Below are 18,611 nucleotides of genomic sequence, written 5' to 3' on the forward strand. Positions count from 1 at the left end.
GCTCGGGCGGTCAGATGCGGGCGCCCGCCGGTCGCCGGGGCGGGCACTCGTGCGGCTAGAACTCGAGGTCGGCCCAGGTCGCCTCGATCGGGAAGGGCAGTTTGGTGCTGATCGCCTCGGCGGTCTCGCCGTTGGTCCAGGTCGCGACCTTGGTGTAGGCGCCGCGGTAGCCCGGCCCGAGCCACCACTGCTCGATGCTGGCGATCGCCGAGTCATCCGGCTTCAGCCGGACGATCCAATAGTGTTCGATCCCGGCCAGCGCGTACTGGGTCATCTTCGACTCGAAGCCGGTCCGCTGGTTGTCCTTGCCGGTGTCCGTGGCGCCGCTGGACGGCGAGACGATCTCCACCGCGAGCACCAGGTCGTATCCCCAGAGCTTGCGTCGGCCCTCTTCCAGGCAGCGGAAGACCAGCACATCTGGTTTGCGAACAGTGGCGCCTGGAACATCCCAGAGCCGCGTGTCGACATCCTGCGCTGTGCGGAGGCAGGGAAACGCTTCCGCCTCGACAGCGCGGCGGGCGGCATTCTTCAGAACGATCGCCAGCGACAAGGACGCGTGCTGGTGGCCGAGAGTCGGCGACTCGCACCTGATCAACCGGCCACGATCGAGTTCGTGATCGTGGCAGAAGTCCTCGGGCAGGGCGTCCCACAGCGCCAGCGAGACGTCGTCGAGGAGGCCGAACTCCTCGACCAGGCTGAAAGCGGCCGTCGCCGCTTCCATGGCGGAGTCCAGCTCCGGTCCGCTCTCGGGCGGTTCGTAGTCCATGGCTACTGTCATACCCCAAAGGCTAGCCACGCCCTCTGACAGGACGTGGCCAACCGATTACCACCTGCGACAGCTGGCTACTGCGCCGTCTGCACTCCCGCCGCCGACCCCGCCAGCCACTGGCTCCAGGTCAAGTTCCAGTCGTCGAAGCCGGGGTTCGGGTTCGTGGTGACGTTCGGCTTGGTGTTCGCCGACTTCTGCACGTCCACCACGTCGCCGATCTTGACCGTGTTGAAGAACCACGCGGCATCGTCCAGGCTCATGCCGATGCAGCCGTGGCTGCTGTTGACGCGGCCGAACTTGCCGTCGTTCCAGGGCGCGGCATGCAGGAAGGTGCCGGATGAGGTGATCTTCACCGCGGATTGGACCTTGAGGTCGTAGAAGTCCGAGGCGTCGGTGAAGTTCACCGAGGCGGAGGTCATCTGCAGAGAGGCGTCCTTCTCCAGGACGACCATCTTTCCACTCCAGGTCGGGTGGTTCGGGACCTCGCCGGCGCTGACCGGGATGGTGCGCAGGACCTGGCCGTTCTTGGTGACGGTCATCTTGTCCTTCACCAGGTCCACGGTGCTGATCACCGAGTCGCCGATGGTGAAGGAGAAGTCCTTGGTGAAGGAGCCATAAGTGGTCTGGCCCGCCTTCACGCCGTTCAGGCCCAGGTGCACCTGCACCTTCGTGCCCGGCTGCCAGTAGCCCTGCGGGCGCCAGTCCGCCTCGGTGTCGCCGCGCCAGTTCCAGGCGCCGTCGACGTGCGGCGTGGTGGTGACCGTCATCGCCTTCTCCACGGCCGCGCGGTCCTTCTCGTTCGGCGCGTTGGTGAAGAAAACGGCCACCGGCTGGCCGACGCCGACCGTGGTGCCGTTGTCCGGCACGTAGTGGTCCAGGCCGAGGCGCTTGCCGGGGGTCAGGGTCGTGAACTTCGACGTGGTCGTCTTCTCGGCCCCGGAGCCGTCCTGCGCCTTCGCCACCACCGTGTAGGTGCTGGAGATCGCCAGCGTGCCGCTGGAGGCCCAGGAGGACCCGTCAGCGGCCAGAGCGCCGGACACCGTCTTGCCCGCGGCGTCGGTGGCCGTGACGCTCTCCAGCTTGCCGTTGACGGCGTTGATCTGGATGCCCTTGGCCGGGTCGACGCCGGCCGCGCCGTCCGCGGGGCTGGTCGAGAGCGCCAGCGGCTGCGCGGCGGAGGACGAGGGGCTCGCGGGGTTCGCCCCGCCACTCGCGCCGCCCGAGGTCCCGGACGAGGCCGTCTGCGCGGCCCCGACCGGCGCGCCCGCGCTCTTGCCGCTCGACGAGCCGCCGCACGCCGCCGTCAGCAGCGCCACCGCCGCCGCCCCCGCCGTCCACTGCGCAGCCCGCCGCCACCGACGCCGCCCGCCCGCGGTAACACCCTGCCCGATGCGGTGTGCCACGAGGCCCTCCCTGTCCTGGTTCTCCTGTGCTTTAGAGCCTTACACCTGGATAGACGCCGAACCCCCCGTGCGCGTTGCATGCGATCTCGAAAGATGGTCAACCATTACATTCCTGAGACACGAAGGAGCCGGGCCTCGGAGCGATCCGAGGCCCGGCTCCTTTGAAGCTCCGGCAGGTGTCAGCCCGACCGGTGTCAGCCCAGCGGGGTCAGTGCCCTGCCCCCGCCTCGCCGTACCGGTTGTTCTCACGCCGGTAGTACTCGAACACCAGCCCGATCACCGAGTACGCCCCGAACGGGAAGGCCACCAGCAGCAGCCACCACCCGAAGATGACGCCCATGAACGCCAGCGCCGCGGAGCCCGCGGTGTACAGCGGCCACCACGAGTGCGGGGCGAAGAAGCCGAGTTCGCCGGCCATCTCCGAGATCTCCGCGTCGTCGCGGTCCTCCGGGCGCGGCCCGATGCGGATCGCGGTGAAGTACAGGTAGAACCACACCAGCGCGCACAGGCCGAAGGCCATCGACAGCGCGGTGGTGCCGACCGTGTCCTTGGACAGGTACCAGTACACCGGGATGTCGATGATCAGGAAGACGGCGACGAACCCGAAGAGCTTGGCTTCGACCTTCACTTGGCACCGTCCTCGTTGTCGGTCGACGTCGAGGCCGACGGCTTGTCCGGGGCGCCGACCGCGGCCTTCTTCCCGTGCCCGTGGCCCATGTCCAGCGCCGCGACCTCGGGGTGGTGCAGGTCGAAGGCCGGGGATTCGGAGCGGATGCGCGGCAGCGAGGTGAAGTTGTGCCGCGGCGGCGGGCAGGAGGTGGCCCACTCCAGGGAGCGGCCGTAGCCCCACGGGTCGTCGACCGTGACCTTCTTGCCGCGCTTGGCGGTGATGTACACGTTGTACAGGAACGGCAGGGTCGAGGCGCCGAGGACGAACGAGCCGATCGAGGAGATCGTGTTCAGCGTCGTGAACCCGTCGCTGGCCAGGTAGTCCGCGTACCGCCGGGGCATGCCCGCCGCGCCCAGCCAGTGCTGTACCAGGAACGTGGTGTGGAAGCCGACGAACAGGATCCAGAAGTGGATCTTGCCCAGCCGCTCGTCCAGCATCTTGCCGGTGAACTTCGGCCACCAGTAGTAGAAGCCGGCGTTCATCGCGAACACCACGGTGCCGAACAGCACGTAGTGGAAGTGCGCGACCACGAAGTACGAGTCCTGCACGTGGAAGTCGATCGGCGGGGAGGCCAGCAGCACGCCGGTCAGACCGCCGAACAGGAACGTCACCAGGAAGCCGACCGACCACAGCATCGGCGTGTCGAAGCTCAGCGAGCCGCGCCACATGGTGCCGATCCAGTCGAAGAACTTGATGCCGGTGGGCACCGCGATCAGGTACGACATGAAGGCGAAGAACGGCAGCATCACCGCGCCGGTGGTGAACATGTGGTGCGCCCACACCGTCACCGACAGGCCGGCGATCGACATGGTCGCCATCACCAGCGTGTTGTAGCCGAAGATCGGCTTGCGGCTGAAGACCGGGATGATCTCGGAGATGATGCCGAAGAACGGCAGCGCGACGATGTACACCTCTGGGTGTCCGAAGAACCAGAAGAGGTGTTGCCACAACAGCGCTCCGCCGTTGTCCGCCTCGAAGATCTGCGCACCCAGGCGGCGGTCGGCCTCCAGCGCGAACAGCGCGGCGGCCAGGACCGGGAACGCCATCAGGACCAGCACCGCGGTCAGCAGGATGTTCCAGGTGAAGATCGGCATGCGGAACATCGTCATGCCGGGCGCGCGCATGCAGATGATCGTGGTGATGAAGTTGACGCCACCGAGGATGGTGCCGAAGCCGGACAGCGCCAGACCCATGATCCACATGTCCGCGCCGATGCCCGGGGAGTGGATCGCGTCGGTCAGCGGCGCGTAGGCGAACCAGCCGAAGTCCGCCGCGCCCTGCGGGGTGAGGAAGCCGCCGACCGCGATCAGCGAGCCGAACAGGAACAGCCAGTAGGCGAACATGTTCAGCCGCGGGAAGGCCACGTCCGGGGCGCCGATCTGCAGCGGCACGATGACGTTCGCGAACCCGATGAACAGCGGGGTGGCGAACATCAGCAGCATGATCGTGCCGTGCATGGTGAACGCCTGGTTGAACTGCTCCGTGGTCAGGAACTGCAGACCCGGCCGGGCGAGCTCGGCGCGCATCAGCAGGGCCAGCAGGCCGCCGATGCCGAAGAAGCAGAACGACGTGATGAGGTACATGTACCCGATCACCTTGTGGTCGGTGGACGTCAGCCACTTGACCACGATGTTGCCGGGCTCACGGCGCTCGTACGGCGCGCTCACTGCGCGCGGTTCACTGATGGCCGTCACTTTTCTTTCCCTGTGGAGTCGTTGCCGATGCCGGTCAGCGGGCCGACGCGCAGCGGGACGCCGTTGGAGTTGTAGCCCACGGGCATCTGACCGGTCTGGCCCTTGCCGGTCACCGGGTCGATCTTGTTGGCCAGGTCCTGCAGGTGCTGCTGGTACTCGGCCGCGGAGACGACCTTGACCTTGAACAGCATCCGGGAGTGGTCGACACCGCACAGCTCGGCGCAGCGGCCGATGAACTCGCCCTCCTTGTTCGGGGTGAGCTCGAACTCGTTGATGCGGCCCGGGACCACGTCCAGCTTGAACAGGAAGTTCGGGACCCAGAAGGAGTGGATGACGTCGGTGGAGGTCAGCGTGAAGCGCACCCGCTCGTTCACCGGCAGCCACAGCACCGGCAGGTCCGCGGGGGTGCCGGCGTCGTAGACGGCCAGCTGCCCCGGGGTCGCCTGACCGGAGACGGCGTCGTAGTTGTAGTTCCAGGACCAGGACCACTGCCGGCCCACGACGTTCACCTTCACGTCGGGGTTCTTGTGCAGCGCGAGGAGCTTGGACTCGTCCTTGGCCGTGAAGAAGAACAGCACCGCGATCATGATGAACGGCACGACCGTGAAGAGCACTTCGATCGGGACGTTGTAGCGGGTCTGTGCGGGGATCTCGATACCGGTGCGCTTGCGGCGGTAGAAGACGCAGCACCAAATGATCAGGCCCCAAACCAGGGCACCGACGGCGAGCGCGGCGATCCACGAGCCCTGCCACAGGTGCAGGATGATCGGCGCTTCCTTGGTGGCGGGCGCGGGAACCCCGAGCCGCTTTGCTTCGTCTACATTGCAGCCGGTGGCGGTCATGGCGACCAGCCCGGCCACGGCAAGAACGCCGAGCTTCGCGCGCCGCGATCGCCGCGCCGGTGAGGTGCGCTGCGGCGACGGGTCGGAGCCGTGTGGACTCAAGGTTGCCTTCCCGAGGTTCAAGCCTTGGCGGCAGGCACGCGGCGGACCGCCGGGATCGCACCCGGTGTGCCCGCACGTCACGGCCCTGCCAGGGGCGGTGTCTTCTCTCTCGCGGCCAAACCCTACTCCAGCCCCAATTGCCTCTTGCGCGGAGGTCCCGGTTAACGCGTGTGGCGGGGTGCGACGGTCACACTTCCGGCCGAACTGACGGGCGTTGATCTGATGAGCGCACCGGCGGCGACGGTCCCGACGACGCGGAGTGCCGGGGGGTGCGCGCGGTTGTGCGACCGGAGCGTGCGGCCGGAGCGTGCGGCCGAGTACGGGCCCGGCCCGGGCCCAGCGCGGGACCGGTGCGCGGCCGGTGCGCGGCCGGACAAGTACCGCGGGTGACGGCGCAGGGTCCGTATCGTCAAGGGTGTGACTCATTTCGACGCCGCCTCCGCCGAGCCCCCGCACCCGGCCGCCCGCGCCGCGCTGCTGGCGGCCCTGGACGAGGGCTGGGCCGACCCGGCCCGGCTCTACCGGGCCGGGCGGCAAGCGCGGATGCTGCTGGACCGGTCCCGGGCGGCGGTGGCCGAGGTCCTGGGCTGCCGGGCCCGGGAGGTGCTGTTCACTCCTTCGGGGACGGCCGCGATCCATTACGGCGTCGCCGGCGTGCTGGCCGGCCGGCGGCGGGTCGGGAACCGGCTCGTGGTGTCAGCGGTCGAGCACTCCGCGGTGCTGCACGCGGCGGAGCTGCACGAGGCCGAGTCGAACGCGGGCGGGCCGACCAGCGCCGAGCCGACCAGCACCGGGCCGCACGACACCGTGGCGACGGTCGGCGTGGACCGGCTCGGCCGGGTGGACGCCGAGGCCTTCGCGCGCGAGCTGCGGGTGCCGGGAACGGCCCTGGCGTGCCTGCAGGCGGCCAACCACGAGGTCGGCACGGTCCAGCCGCTGGCGCCGGTGTTCGCCGCCGCGGTCGAGGCCGCGGTGCCGTTGCTCGTGGACGCCGCTCAGGTGGTCGGCCGGATGCCGGTGCCGCGCGAGTGGTCGGTGCTGTGTGCTTCGTCTCACAAATGGGGAGGGCCGACCGGGGTCGGGATCCTCGCCGTCCGCAAGGGAACGCGGTTCGCGCCGGCGTGGGCCGTCGACGAACACGAAGACGGCCTGGTGCCCGGCGCGGTGAACCTGCCGGGGATCGTCGCGGCGGCCGCCGCCCTGGTGGCCCGGGAGCAGGAGCGGGAGGCCGAGGCGGTCCGGCTGCGGGCGCTGACCGACCGGCTGCGCGCCGCACTGCCGGCGGTCGCAGACGACATCGAGGTGTTCGGCGACCCGGACGACCGGCTGCCGAACCTCGTCGCGTTCTCCTGCCCGGCGGTCAACGCCGAGGCGCTGGTGCTGGACCTGGACGAGGCCGGGTTCGAGGTGTCGTCGGGGTCGGCGTGCACCTCGGACACCGTCACGCCGAGCCACGTGCTGGTCGCCATGGGCGCCGCGGACCGCGGCAACGTGCGGGTGTCGCTGCCGTTCGGCACGGCCGAGGAAGACGTGGAGCGCTTCCTGGCCGTGCTGCCGCGGGTGTTGGAGAAGCTGCGCTGAGGGCGGCTTCTCCGTCGGCTTGCTTAACTCTGATGGCCTAGCAGGTTCAGCTCATTCGGCCCAGCGGCCTCAGGCCGCCAGGTACCGCACGACCTCGCTGGCGGCGGCGCTGCCGTACGCCACCGAGAACCGCTCCAGGAACCGGCCGCGGCTCAGGTCGTACTCCTGCGTGCCGATCGTCTCGATCACCAGCGTCGCCAGCATGCAGCCGACCTGCGCCGCCAGCTCCTCGCCGGCGCCCCAGGACAGGCCGGCGATGAAGCCGGCGCGGAAGGCGTCGCCGACCCCGGTCGGGTCCGACTTCGCCTCCTCCTTCGGGGTGGCGATCTCCAGCACCTGGACGCCGCCGTCCTCGGTCCGCCGGGTGATCCGCACGCCGTTCGCGCCGAGCGTGACCACCCGGGCCCCGACTCGGCGCAGGATCTCGTCGGCGTCCCAGCCGGTCTTCTGCTCGATCAGCGCGGCCTCGTACTCGTTGGTGAACAGGTACCGCGCGCCGTCGACCAGCTGCTTGATGTCCTCGGCACCCATGCGGGCCAACTGCTGCGAGGGGTCGGCGGCGAACGGGATGCCGCGCTCGCGGCACTCCTGGGTGTGCCGCAGCATCGCCTCGGGGTCGTCGGCGCCGATCAGCACCAGGTCCAGCCCGCCGACCCGCTCGGCGATCGGCCCGATCTCGATCAGCCGCGCCTCGGCCATGGCGCCGGTGTAGAAGGACGCGATCTGGTTGTGGTCGGCGTCGGTGGTGCACACGAAGCGCGCGGTGTGCAGCAGCTCGCTGATCCGCACCGACTCGCAGTCCACGTTGTTCCGCTCCAGCCACGAGCGGTACTCGCCGAAGTCCTCGCCGGCGCTGCCGACCAGGATCGGGCGCATGCCCAGCTTGCCCATGCCGAAGCAGATGTTCGGCGCCACGCCGCCGCGGCGGATCTCCAGGGAGTCGACCAGGAACGACAGCGAAACGGTGTGGAGCTGCTCGGCGACCAGCTGCTCGGAGAAGCGGCCGGGGAAGCTCATCAGGTGGTCTGTCGCGATGGAACCGGCGACGGCAACACGCACGGGAGGACTCGATTCTTCTCGGGTATGACGTAGGCGCGACGTCCTGCGGGCACGGCAAATGGGTGGACCCGCGCACGGGCCCACCCACCGTATTAGCCTCCGCCCCGGCCTTCACACACCTTCACAGATGCCGTGCGCGGCCGAGCGGGTCGTTTCCGTCTAGCTGAAGCTGTCGCCACAGGCACACGACGAACCCGCGTTCGGGTTGTCGATCGTGAAGCCCTGCTTCTCGATGGTGTCCACGAAGTCGACCTTCGCACCGGTCAGGTACGGCGCCGACATGCGGTCGGTGACGACGTTCACCCCGTCGAACGTGGCGACGACGTCGCCGTCGAGGGAGCGGTCATCGAAGTAGAGCTGGTAGCGCAGACCCGAGCAGCCACCGGGCTGCACGGCGACGCGCAGCGACAGGTCGTCGCGGCCTTCCTGCTCCAGCAGCGACTTCACCTTGGACGCCGCTTCGGCGCTCAGGATGATGCCCGCCGCGACAGTCGCCTCCGACGAGGTCTCCGTCTGCACGGTCATATGCGTACTCCTTCATCTGGACACCGGCGCCCCGTGGAGCGCGCCTGCACAACAAGGGGGAACCACGCGCCGCCGGAAGCTATTCCGTCTCCATCGTCGCACAGGTCTGGAAGGTGCGGGCGGGGCTGTGCGGGGGGTCATACCCCGCGCGGGGGTCATTTCACGAGTCGCCGAGCTCGCCGAGCACCACGCGCGCCCGGCACGCCCACACCGCCCGGCCTCGCATCGCTCCTACGGCAGCGCCAGCATCTGCTCCAGCGCGACCCGCGCGAAGTGCGCCGTGTCCGCGTCCACCTCGATCACGTTCGGCACCCGGCCGTCGGCCAGCGCCTCCAGCGTCCACACCAGGTGCGGCAGGTCGATGCGGTTCATGGTCGAGCAGTAGCAGACGCTCTTGTCCAGGAACGCGATCTGCTTGTCCGGATGCGCCGCGGCGACCCGCTTCACCAGGTTCAGCTCCGTGCCGATGGCCCAGGCGCTGCCCGGCTCGGCCTCGTCGAGCAGCGCGATGATGCGCTCGGTCGAGCCGACGTAGTCCGCCTTCTCCACGACCTCGTGGCGGCATTCCGGGTGCACCAGCACGTTCACGCCCGGGATCCGCTCGCGGACCTCGTCCACGCACTCCGGGGTGAACCGGCCGTGCACCGAGCAGTGCCCGCGCCAGAGGATCATCTTCGCGCCGCGGAGCTGGTCGTCGGTGAGGCCGCCGTCGGGGCGGTGCGGGTTGTAGACCACGCAGTCGTCGAGCGAGAAGCCCATGTCGCGGACCGCGGTGTTGCGCCCGAGGTGCTGGTCGGGCAGGAACAGGACCTGCGAACCCTTGGCGAAGGCCCACTCCAGGGCCCGCTGGGCGTTCGAGGACGTGCAGATCGTCCCGCCGTGCCGGCCGGTGAACGCCTTGATGTCCGCCGAGGAGTTCATGTACGAGACCGGGACCACGCTCTCGGCGAGCCCCAGGTCCTCCAGGCGCTCCCAGCAGCGCTCCACCTGCTCGGCGGTGGCCATGTCGGCCATCGAGCAGCCGGCGGCCAGGTCCGGCAGGATCACCTGCTGCGCGTCGCTGGTCAGGATGTCCGCGGACTCGGCCATGAAGTGCACGCCGCAGAAGACGATGTACTCCGCCTCCGGCCGGGCCGCCGCCTGCTGCGCCAGCTTGAAGCTGTCGCCGGTGACGTCCGCGAACTGGATGACCTCGTCGCGCTGGTAGTGGTGGCCCAGGACGAACAGCCGGTCGCCCAGCTTCGCCTTCGCCGCCGCGGCGCGGGCGACCAGGTCGGGGTCGGAGGCCGGGGGCAGGTCGCCCGGGCATTCGACGCCGCGCTCGCTGCGCGGGTCGGCGCTGCGGCCCAGGAGGAGCAGGCTGACCGGTGTGGGAGTCGGCTCCTGGAAGGTGGTGGTGCTCATCCCGTTACCCCTTTTCGTCTATCTGACGTTAAGAGATCATACCCTGGTGTCAGTGTGACGAGAAGCCGGGTCGGGCCGGCGTGGTGGACGTCACAACGCCGCCCGGCAGAAAACGATTACCATCCGGAGCGTGCACATCGTCATCGCCATGGACAAGTTCGCCGGCACGCTCAGCGCGCCGGAGGCCGTGCAGGCCGTCGCCGCCGGATGGCTGCGGACGTCGCCGGACGACACCGTGACCGGCGTCCCGATGTCGGACGGCGGCCCGGGCTTCCTGGACTCGCTGGCCGACGCCTTCGAGGGGCGGCGGCGCTTCGGCGAGCAGCTGGCCACGGTCACCGGCCCGCTGGGCACCGAGGTCACCGGGCGGTACCTGATCGAGCTGGCCGGCGGCCCCGCCGGCGAGGCCGACGCCGCCGGGCACCCCACCGCCTACATCGAGGTCGCCGAGGCCTGCGGACTGCACCTGGTGCCGGCCGAGCAGCGCGACGCCAAGGCGGCGACCACGTACGGCGTCGGCGAACTCATCGCGGCGGCCCTGGACGACGGCGCCAAGCGCCTGGTCATCGGCCTCGGCGGCACGTGCACCACGGACGGCGGCGCGGGCCTGCTGGCCGCGCTCGGCGCCGAGCCGGCCGAGGTACTGCGGGCCGGCGGCGGGGCGCTGAAGAGCCTGCACTCGCTGGACCTGACCGAGCCCCGGCGGCGCCTGGCAGGCGTCGAGATCGTCATCGCCAGCGACGTGGACAACCCGCTGCTCGGCCTGCGCGGCGCGGCGGCGGTCTTCGGACCGCAGAAGGGCGCCACCGACGACGACGTCCAGCGCCTCGACGCCGCCCTCACGCACTTCGCCCACCTCGCCGGCGCCATCGGCCAGGAGCCCGGAGCGCTCCGCCGCACCCTCGACGCCCCCGGCGCCGGCGCGGGCGGCGGCCTCGGCTACGGCCTGATGCTGCTCGGCGGCCGGCGCGTACCGGGCATCGGCACGGTCATCGCCGAAACCGGCCTGGCCGAGCTGATCGCCGAGGCGGACCTGGTCATCACCGGCGAAGGCCGCTTCGACCACAGCTCGCTCGGCGGCAAGGTCCCCACCGGCGTCGCGGAGGCGGCCCTGGAATCCGGCAGGCCCTGCCTGGTCCTCGCCGGACTCGTGGAGGTCGGCAAGCGCGAGCTGGCGGCCGCCGGCTTCGCCGCCGCGTACGAGGTCGCCGAGCAGGCCGGCTCGGCGCAGGAGGCGATGGCGCACGCCGAGTTCCACCTGGCGGCGCTGGCCGAGCGGGTCGCGAAGAGCTGGGCGCACGCGTAGCTCGGGGGAGAGCCGTGGCTGGGAACCGGCGGCCGGCGCCTGGCGTCCCAGAGCTATGAGACTCATGCTTCTGGCAGCCCTCGGCGCGGCCGCGGTAGCGGCGACGGCCGGGGCGGTCGAAGGTTGGCGGCACTCCCCCGATTTCCCGAACGGGGTCAGCGGCTATTGGGGCATGGTCGCCACCCGCATGCCGACCGGATCTCCGGTCTACGTCAAGCCGGACTGCTCTGACCCGCACGACTCCGACCCGCACAAGGCAGGCGGCCCGATCCCGCAGGGCTTCGTCCCCGTGCGAGTGATCGAATGCCGTGACAGTGCCGACGAACCGGGGACCGTGACCCAGCACGAGACCCGGGACCCGAAGGCGGTGCGGGCGTTGCTGACCGCCTATCGCACGACGCACGTCCGCGAATACATCAGCTCGGAGATGTTCTGCGCGGCCTATGCCGACAGCGATCCGGCCATCGTCTTCGTGGACGTGCACGGAGTCGCGATCGCGCCCGCGGCCCCGCGCGACACCTGCGACCACGTCGTCACCGCCGTCCGCACCGCCGTCGAGAACGGGCAGTGGACCGTCACCAGCTTCGTGACGGCCCACTGAGCGCGAACGCCGATCCCTACTTGACCGTGATCCATCCGGCGTAGAAGGCACCGAGCCCGAGCCCCACGAACAGCCCGCAGATGATCCAGAACCGCACCACCACCGTCACCTCGGCCCAGCCGACGAGCTCGAAGTGGTGGTGCAGCGGGGCCATCTTGAACACCCGTTTGCCGCCGCTGATCTTGAAGTAGCCCACCTGGATCACCACCGACAGCGTGATGATCACGAACAGGCCGCCGAGCAGCGCCAGCAGCAGCTCGGTCTGCGAGCAGATCGCCAGGCCCGCGAGTGCGCCGCCGAGGGCCAGGGAGCCGGTGTCGCCCATGTAGATCTTCGCTGGGGACGTGTTCCACCACAGGAAGCCGAAGCAGGCGCCCATCACCGCCGCCGCGACGATCGCCAGGTCGAGCGGATCTCGGACCGGGTAGCAGCCCTGGACGCCGGTGCCGAGGGTGGCGCACGACTCGCCGTGCTGCCAGACGCCGATCAGCACGTAGGACGCGAACACCATCACGCACGAGCCCGTGGCCAGGCCGTCCAGGCCGTCGGTCAGGTTCACGCCGTTGGAGGTGCCGGCGATGAGCAGGCCGGCCCAGATCACGAACAGGACCGCGCCGAGGTCGATCGCCGAGATGTTCCGGACGAACGACAGGTGCGTGTCGCCCGGCGTGAAGCCCAGCGCGTTCGGGAAGTGCAGGGCCATCACCGCGAAGGCGATCGCCACGATCCACTGCCCGATCATCTTCGCCTTGGCGCGCAGGCCCAGCGAGCGCTGCCGGAACACCTTCAGGAAGTCGTCGGTGAACCCGACCACGCCCATGCCGACCATCAGGAACAGCACCAGCATCCCGGAGGCGGTGGGCATGCGCATGGTCGCCAGCTTGGTGAAGCCGTAGCCGAGCACCGTGGCCAGCACGATCACCACGCCGCCCATGGTCGGCGTGCCGCGCTTGGCCTGGTGCGTGGTCGGGCCGTCCTCGCGGATCGGCTGGCCGAAGCCGTAGCGGGCCAGGGTCTTGATCGCCATCGGGGTGCCGATCAGCGAGAAGAACAGCGCGATCCCCGCCGCGTACAGGACTCCGCGCATCTGCAGGCCGCTCTCCGAGCCGGCGTGCGGCACCACCGCGCCCACCCCGGCGTGGACCGCCGCGAACGTGCTCACCGGACGCCACCTCCCGCACCGCTCGTCTGCGGCGGAGCGCCTTCCCCGACACCCGGGGCCGCACCCGGGGCCGCGCCCGAGCCCGAGCCCACGCCCTCCAACAGCGCCGCGGCCACCCACTCCAGCCCGATCGCCCGCGAAGCCTTCACCAGCACCACGTCGCCCGGCCGCACTCCGGCCCGCACGAAGGCCAGCGCGGCCTCGGCGTCCGGCACCGCGACCGACTCCCCGTCGTAGGACCCTTCCATCGACGCGCCGCTGTGGATCGCGGCGGCGCCCGGGCCGACCGCGACGGTCTGCGCGATGTTCAGCCGCACCGCCAGGCGCCCGACGGCGTCGTGCTCGACCGCGGAGTCCGCGCCGAGCTCGGCCATCGTGCCCAGCACCGCCCAGGAGCGCGCGCCGGGGCGCGAGCGGGCCATCGTGGCCAGCGTCTTCAGCGCCGCGCGCATCGACTCCGGGTTGGCGTTGTAGGCGTCGTTGACGACGGTCACGCCGTCCGGCGACTCGCCGATCGCCATCCGCCACTTGCTGTCCGGCTCGGCGGCGGAGAGCACCTCGGCCACCTTCGCGCCGGGCAGGCCCAGCTCCAGCGCGGTCGCGGCGGCGGCCAGGGCGTTGGACACCTGGTGCTCGCCGACCAGCCGCAAGGCGACCGGGTACCGGTGCGGTCCCTCGCCGTCGCGGTACAGCAGTGTGAAGCTCGCGCGGCCGTCCGGGCCGACCCGGACGTCCTCGGCGCGCACGTCGGCGTCCGGCGCCTCGCCGAACAGCACCACGCGGCCCTTGGTGCGCCCGGCCATGCCGCGCACCCGGGGGTCGTCGGCGTTGAGGATCGCCACGCCGTCCCGGTCGGGGTTGCAGTTCCCGGCCTCCGGCACGGCCGCGGGCAGCTCGCCCTTGGCCTCGGCGATGGCCTCGACGCTGCCGAACTCGCCGAGGTGCGCGCTGCCGACGTTCAGCACCACGCCGATCCGGGGCGGCGCGATCGTCGTCAGGTGCCTGATGTGCCCGATGCCGCGCGCACCCATCTCGGCGACCAGGTACCGGGTGTCGGCGTCGGTGCGCAGCACCGTGATCGGGAATCCGAGCTCGTTGTTGAAGCTGCCCTTCGGCGCCACCGTCGGGCCCAGTTCGGCGGCCAGCCGGCCGATCAGGTCCTTGGTGGTGGTCTTGCCGGCCGAGCCGGTCACACCGATGACCGTGGTCCGGGGCAGTTCCGCCAGGTGCGCGGTGGCCAGCGCGGACAGCGCCCGCAGCAGGTCGCCGTCCGGGACGGTGACGGTCGGGACGCTCCCCCGGCCCTCCCACGGCTTGCGGTAGGCGTCGTCCGGGGCGGCCAGGACGGCGACGGCGCCGCCGGCCACGGCGGCCGGGACGAAGGCGTGCCCGTCGGCGCTCTCGCCGGGGAACGCGACGAACAGCGCTCCGGGGGCGGCGTCCCGCGAGTCGAACACGACGGGCCCGGTGACGGCGAGCTCCGAGAGCTCCTCCTGTGTGGCGCCGGGGGGACCGCTGAGGGTCCCGCCCACGGTCTGCGCGATCCAACCGAGATTATGGGGGCTCACTGCTCGCTGTGGCCCTTCTCTGCTTTGGCCCCAGCCGCGATGGCCCCAGCCGACGCCTCCAAAGCGGCGCGCAGCACCACCCGGTCGTCGAACGGCTTCTTCACTCCTGCGATCTCCTGCCCCTGCTCATGTCCTTTGCCGGCGACGATCAGCACGTCGCCGGGGCCGCTGGCGGCCACCGCCGAGGCGATCGCCTCGGCCCGGTCGGCCACCACGCGGTAATTCTGGTCGGCACCGGCCAGTTCGGCGTCGGCGCCGGCGGTGACGGCCGCGAGAATGTCCGCTGAACTTTCCGTACGCGGGTTGTCATCGGTGAACACGGCCTCGTCGGCGAGCCGCACGGCGGCGGCGCCCATCAGCGGCCGTTTGCTCTTGTCGCGGTCCCCGCCGCAGCCCACCACCACGCGCAGCCGGCCGTGGCCGCGCTCGGCGACCGGGCGCAGCGCGCGCAGCGCCGTCTCGACGGCGTCGGGGGTGTGGGCGTAGTCGACGACCGCCAGGAACTCCTGGCCCGGCACCTGGACCCGCTCCATGCGGCCCGGGACGCCGTGGACATCGCCGACCCCGGCGATGGCGGTCTCCAGCTCGATCCCGCTCACCGCCAGCAGCACGATCGCGGCCAGCGCGTTGGCGACGTTGAAGTCCCCGGGCAGGCCCGCGCGGGCCTGGTGCCGGCCGCCGTCCGGGCCCACGACGGTGAACGTCGAGGCGTCGGCACCGAGCTCGATGGCCTCGGCGGTCCAGTTGGCGGCTTCGCCCTTGATAGAGAAGGTGTGCACCTCGACGCCGTTAGCCCGGCAGCGTTCGACGATCCTGCGGCCGTGCTCGTCGTCGACGTCGACGACGGCGCGCTCGGTGTACCCCGGGGTGAACAGCTTCGCCTTGGCCTCGAAGTAGTCCTCGAAGTCGGCGTGGAAGTCCAGGTGGTCCTGGGTCAGGTTGAGGAACGCGGCCGCCTTGAACCTGATCCCGGCGGTGCGGCCGTAAGTCAGCGCGTGGCTGGAGACCTCCATCGCGACCGCGTCGACGCCCTTCTCCACGGCGGTCGCCAGGATCGCCTGCAGATCCGGGGACTCCGGGGTGGTGCGCACGGAGGGCACCACCTCGTCGCCGATCAGGATCTGCACGGTCCCGATCACGCCGGTCCTCAGGCCGGCCCGGCGCAGACCGCCGTCGATCAGGTAGCTGGTGGTGGTCTTGCCGTTGGTGCCGGTGACGCCGTACATCGCCAGGTGCGTGGCCGGTTCGCCGTACACGTACGCCGAGAGCCGGCCCGCCAGGGCGCGGACGTCCTCGGCCACCAGGACCGGGACCGCCAGGCCGTCGAGCATCGCGGCGCCGGCCGCGTCGGTCACGACCGCGACCGCTCCGGCGTCCACCGCGCCGGGCGCGAACTCGGCGCCGTGCCGCGCCGCGCCGGGCCAGGCGATGTACAGGTCGCCGGGCCGGATCGCCTGCGAGTCGTGCGAGATCCCGGTGACCGCCGCTTCCAGGAACTCCATGGCCGCGTCCGCGGGGACGACGGCGGCGCCGACGTACTCCGCACAGGCGCGGACGCTGTGCTGCGGGATGTTCTGCGGGCGCGGCGTGGAGGTCATGGGATCCCGATACGTCGTCGGATCGGCGGGGACGGTCACTTGGGGCACGAGCGGAAGGCTACCGGTTCGCGGAGCGCGGTCGTGCGTTCAGCTCCTCGCCGATATTCGCGTCCCGTCCCGCGTTCGGGCCGAACCGGCTGGTGAGGCCTGACGAACGCGGGAGAGACGGCCTCTTGCGTCAATGGGTTAACAATCAGCTCCGGGTGCCCGGTCAGTTACCGGATCCGTAGGTGGTGGGCAGGTTGGCCGGCGGTGTGCCGGTCGGCGCGATCCCGCGGCTCTGCAACCCGAACGACATGACCTGCGTGAACACCGGCGCGGCGATCTCGGCACCGAAGTGCGCGCCGACCGGGGCCTGCAGCGAGACCGCGACGACGATCTGCGGCTTGTCGGTCGGGGCGAAACCGATGAACGACGCGGTGTAGCCGTTGTAGCGGCCCAGCTTCTCGTCGTAGCGGTTCGCGGTTCCGGTCTTGCCGGCGACCCGGTAGCCGGGGATCTGGGCCGTGGTGCCGGTACCGCGCTGGGAGGTGGTGACCGCCTCCAGCATGTCGGCGACCTTCGTCGCGGTCGCGGCGCTGACCACCGGCGTCTGCTGCGGCGCGGCGGCCGGGGTGTACTTGCCGGAGGAGTCGGTCCAGCCCTGGATCAGGCTCGGGGCGATGCGGACGCCGCCGTTGGCGATGGTCTGGTAGACCGAGGCGTCCTGGACCGCGGTGGCGGCCAGGCCCTGGCCGTACAGCACGGTGTAGCGCTCGGTGTCGTTCCACTTCTCCGGCGGGTCCAGCAGGCCGGCGCTCTCGCCGGGGAAGCCGATGCCGGTCTTCTGGCCGAAGCCGAACAGCCGCTGGTACTTGGCGATGGTCTGGTCGCGGTCCACGCCGTGCGGCTGGAACAGGTCGGCGACCTCGATGGTGCCGATGTTGGAGGAGGCGGCCAGGACCCCGGTCATGGTCAGGCTCCAGGGGCCGTGCGAGACGTCGTCGTTGAAGATGTAGCGCCCGACGCGCTGCGGCGAGGTGAAGGGCGGCAGCTGGGTGTCGGGCTCGGCCACGCCGGTCTGGATGGCCGCGGACATGGTGATGACCTTGGCCACCGAGCCGGGTTCGAAGGGCTCGGTGAAGGCGCGGTTGCCCAGGTTCGGGCCGTCCGCGGTGGTGATGTGGCGCGGGTCGAAGGTCGGGTAGTTCGACAGCGCGAGGATCTGGCCGGTCTTCACGTCCTCGACCACGACGGTGCCGGAGACCGAGCCGGTCTGCTGCACCTCCTTGGACAGCGCCTGGTCGGCGGCCCACTGGATGTCCGGGTCGATGGTGGTCTTGACGCTCTCGCCGTCCACCGCCGGCTTCAGGTTCACGCCGGTGGTCGGGATCTCCACACCGGAGGCGGCCTGGTAGGACTCCTGGCCGTCCTTGCCGGCCAGCTTGTCGTTGAGCATCTGCTCGATCCCGGCCTTGCCGACGCCGTCGGAGTCGGTGAAGCCGATGAGGTTCGCCGCGAGCGTGCCGCCGGGATAGGTGCGCCGGTCGTCGCGGGAGTTGGTGTAGACCCCGACGGTGCTGTTCGGGTTGCTGGTGTTGGACACGGCCAGCTGCCGGATCTTCGCGCAGGTCGCCGGCGAGGCCTTGTGCGCCAGCACGACGTAGCGGGTGTCCGTCTTGGTCAGCGCGGCCTGCAGGTCCGCGACGCTGGGCGCACCGCCCTGCGCGTACTCCGGCGCGGCCGAGAACAGGCCGGCGAGTTTCGCGGCGAGCTCGTCGACGTCCTCGTGATAGCGGGCCACCAGGGTCGGGTCGGCGGTGACGTCGTACGCCTCGACGGAGACGGCGAGCGGCGTGCCGTCGGCAGCCAGTATCGCGCCCCGGCTGGCATGCAGCGTGGCGGTGGCCTCGCGGCCCTTCTCGGCGGCCGCGGCATACCCGCCGGCGTCGACGGCCTGGAGCTGGAAGAGCCGGCCGGCGAACAAGGAGAAGGCGAAGAGCAGGCCGAACATCGTGACCCGCAGGCGGCGGCGCGGCGAGCCCATGCGCAGCGTCGGGGTGCGCGGGCCGGGGGGACGCGGCGGGCGCGGGCGGGAGGGGGCGCTGCCTGTGCCCGCGCCGGCCGGACGGCGGGGGGCGAGCTGACGGACGGCGGTTTTGCGAGGACGGGCCGGTGCGCTCTGCGCGTCGCGGTCAGGGCTCTGACGCGGCGGGCGGGCGGGGCGCGGCGGCTGGTGCGCGTCGCGGTCGCCGGCCGGGCGGCGGGGGCGGCCGGCGCTGCGCGGGCGCGGGTCTTCGGGGCGGTCTCGGTCACTCATGGTTGCTCCCCGTTGCTGCTCGGGAGGT

Annotated in this window: 14 protein-coding genes and 1 pseudogene; 3 read left to right on the plus strand and 12 right to left on the minus strand. The window is 70.9% G+C overall.

From position 1 onward, the window contains the following. Nucleotides 1–55: 55 nt before the first annotated feature. The 5 genes from ABH920_RS11070 to coxB all read right to left on the minus strand — a co-directional run bounded on the left by ABH920_RS11070 (nucleotide 56) and on the right by coxB (nucleotide 5,480). Entirely contained in the window at nucleotides 56–778 is a 723-nt protein-coding gene (locus ABH920_RS11070) for a Uma2 family endonuclease (RefSeq protein ID WP_370348817.1), read from the minus strand. Between the two features lie 65 nt (nucleotides 779–843). Further along, nucleotides 844–2,172 carry an Ig-like domain-containing protein gene (locus tag ABH920_RS11075; protein WP_370348818.1) on the minus strand — a complete coding sequence of 443 codons (1,329 nt, stop codon included), beginning with the start codon at nucleotides 2,170–2,172 and terminating at the stop codon, nucleotides 844–846. A gap of 208 nt (nucleotides 2,173–2,380) precedes the next feature. Next, complete coding sequence (locus ABH920_RS11080) at nucleotides 2,381–2,800, minus strand: cytochrome c oxidase subunit 4 (RefSeq protein WP_370348819.1); 420 nt, start codon at nucleotides 2,798–2,800, stop codon at nucleotides 2,381–2,383. Next, nucleotides 2,797–4,536 (minus strand): cytochrome c oxidase subunit I, encoded by a 1,740-nt coding sequence (gene ctaD / locus ABH920_RS11085; protein WP_370348820.1) that lies wholly within the window; start codon nucleotides 4,534–4,536, stop codon nucleotides 2,797–2,799. Before ctaD ends, ABH920_RS11080 begins: the two co-directional genes overlap by 4 nt. Then, nucleotides 4,533–5,480, minus strand: a complete 948-nt coding sequence (gene coxB / locus ABH920_RS11090) for a cytochrome c oxidase subunit II (RefSeq protein ID WP_370348821.1) — start codon at nucleotides 5,478–5,480, stop codon at nucleotides 4,533–4,535. The genes ctaD and coxB overlap by 4 nt, the downstream gene beginning before the upstream one ends. 417 nt (nucleotides 5,481–5,897) lie before the next feature. Here coxB and ABH920_RS11095 point away from each other — a divergent pair. Then, nucleotides 5,898–7,058: pseudogene (locus ABH920_RS11095) on the plus strand (cysteine desulfurase family protein); the annotation flags it as partial. Nucleotides 7,059–7,130: 72 nt separating this feature from the next. Here the strand turns inward: ABH920_RS11095 and ABH920_RS11100 are convergent. The 3 genes from ABH920_RS11100 to nadA all read right to left on the minus strand — a co-directional run bounded on the left by ABH920_RS11100 (nucleotide 7,131) and on the right by nadA (nucleotide 10,049). Beyond that, complete coding sequence (locus tag ABH920_RS11100; RefSeq protein ID WP_370348822.1) at nucleotides 7,131–8,120, minus strand: carbohydrate kinase family protein; 990 nt, start codon at nucleotides 8,118–8,120, stop codon at nucleotides 7,131–7,133. A 159-nt stretch (nucleotides 8,121–8,279) separates the two neighbouring features. Further along, nucleotides 8,280–8,645: an iron-sulfur cluster insertion protein ErpA gene (gene erpA / locus ABH920_RS11105; protein ID WP_370348823.1), complete on the minus strand. Its 366-nt coding sequence runs from the start codon at nucleotides 8,643–8,645 to the stop codon at nucleotides 8,280–8,282. A gap of 231 nt (nucleotides 8,646–8,876) precedes the next feature. Continuing rightward, on the minus strand, nucleotides 8,877–10,049 hold the full coding sequence (nadA, locus tag ABH920_RS11110; protein ID WP_370348824.1) for a quinolinate synthase NadA: 1,173 nt from the start codon (nucleotides 10,047–10,049) through the stop codon (nucleotides 8,877–8,879). Nucleotides 10,050–10,179: 130 nt separating this feature from the next. On the opposite strand from nadA, the gene ABH920_RS11115 reads away from it, so the two are divergent. Together ABH920_RS11115 and ABH920_RS11120 are read left to right on the plus strand one after the other, a co-directional pair. Then, nucleotides 10,180–11,355: a glycerate kinase gene (locus ABH920_RS11115; RefSeq protein ID WP_370348825.1), complete on the plus strand. Its 1,176-nt coding sequence runs from the start codon at nucleotides 10,180–10,182 to the stop codon at nucleotides 11,353–11,355. Between the two features lie 64 nt (nucleotides 11,356–11,419). After that, entirely contained in the window at nucleotides 11,420–11,956 is a 537-nt protein-coding gene (locus ABH920_RS11120; protein WP_370348826.1) for a hypothetical protein, read from the plus strand. Between the two features lie 16 nt (nucleotides 11,957–11,972). On the opposite strand, the gene mraY is transcribed toward ABH920_RS11120, so the two are convergent. From mraY to ABH920_RS11140, 4 genes are all read right to left on the minus strand, one after another. Then, nucleotides 11,973–13,043: a phospho-N-acetylmuramoyl-pentapeptide-transferase gene (mraY, locus tag ABH920_RS11125; RefSeq protein WP_370349029.1), complete on the minus strand. Its 1,071-nt coding sequence runs from the start codon at nucleotides 13,041–13,043 to the stop codon at nucleotides 11,973–11,975. A 71-nt stretch (nucleotides 13,044–13,114) separates the two neighbouring features. Further along, entirely contained in the window at nucleotides 13,115–14,650 is a 1,536-nt protein-coding gene (murF, locus tag ABH920_RS11130) for a UDP-N-acetylmuramoyl-tripeptide--D-alanyl-D-alanine ligase (protein ID WP_370348827.1), read from the minus strand. A gap of 32 nt (nucleotides 14,651–14,682) precedes the next feature. After that, nucleotides 14,683–16,332, minus strand: a complete 1,650-nt coding sequence (locus ABH920_RS11135; protein ID WP_370348828.1) for a UDP-N-acetylmuramoyl-L-alanyl-D-glutamate--2,6-diaminopimelate ligase — start codon at nucleotides 16,330–16,332, stop codon at nucleotides 14,683–14,685. A 163-nt stretch (nucleotides 16,333–16,495) separates the two neighbouring features. After that, a complete protein-coding gene (locus tag ABH920_RS11140; RefSeq protein ID WP_370348829.1) occupies nucleotides 16,496–18,583 on the minus strand; it encodes a peptidoglycan D,D-transpeptidase FtsI family protein in 2,088 nt (695 codons plus the stop codon). Nucleotides 18,584–18,611 lie beyond the last annotated feature (28 nt).

This window comes from Catenulispora sp. EB89, from assembly GCF_041261445.1.
GTDB lineage: Bacteria > Actinomycetota > Actinomycetes > Streptomycetales > Catenulisporaceae > Catenulispora.

Coding starts and splice junctions, on each gene's coding strand:
- ABH920_RS11140 (WP_370348829.1), bottom strand. CDS start 18,583: ATGAGTGACCGAGACCGCCCCGAAGACCCGCGCCCGCGCAGCGCCGGC.
- erpA (WP_370348823.1), bottom strand. CDS start 8,645: ATGACCGTGCAGACGGAGACCTCGTCGGAGGCGACTGTCGCGGCGGGC.
- nadA (WP_370348824.1), bottom strand. CDS start 10,049: ATGAGCACCACCACCTTCCAGGAGCCGACTCCCACACCGGTCAGCCTG.
- ABH920_RS11070 (WP_370348817.1), bottom strand. CDS start 778: ATGACAGTAGCCATGGACTACGAACCGCCCGAGAGCGGACCGGAGCTG.
- ABH920_RS11120 (WP_370348826.1), top strand. CDS start 11,420: ATGCTTCTGGCAGCCCTCGGCGCGGCCGCGGTAGCGGCGACGGCCGGG.
- mraY (WP_370349029.1), bottom strand. CDS start 13,043: ATGCGCGGAGTCCTGTACGCGGCGGGGATCGCGCTGTTCTTCTCGCTG.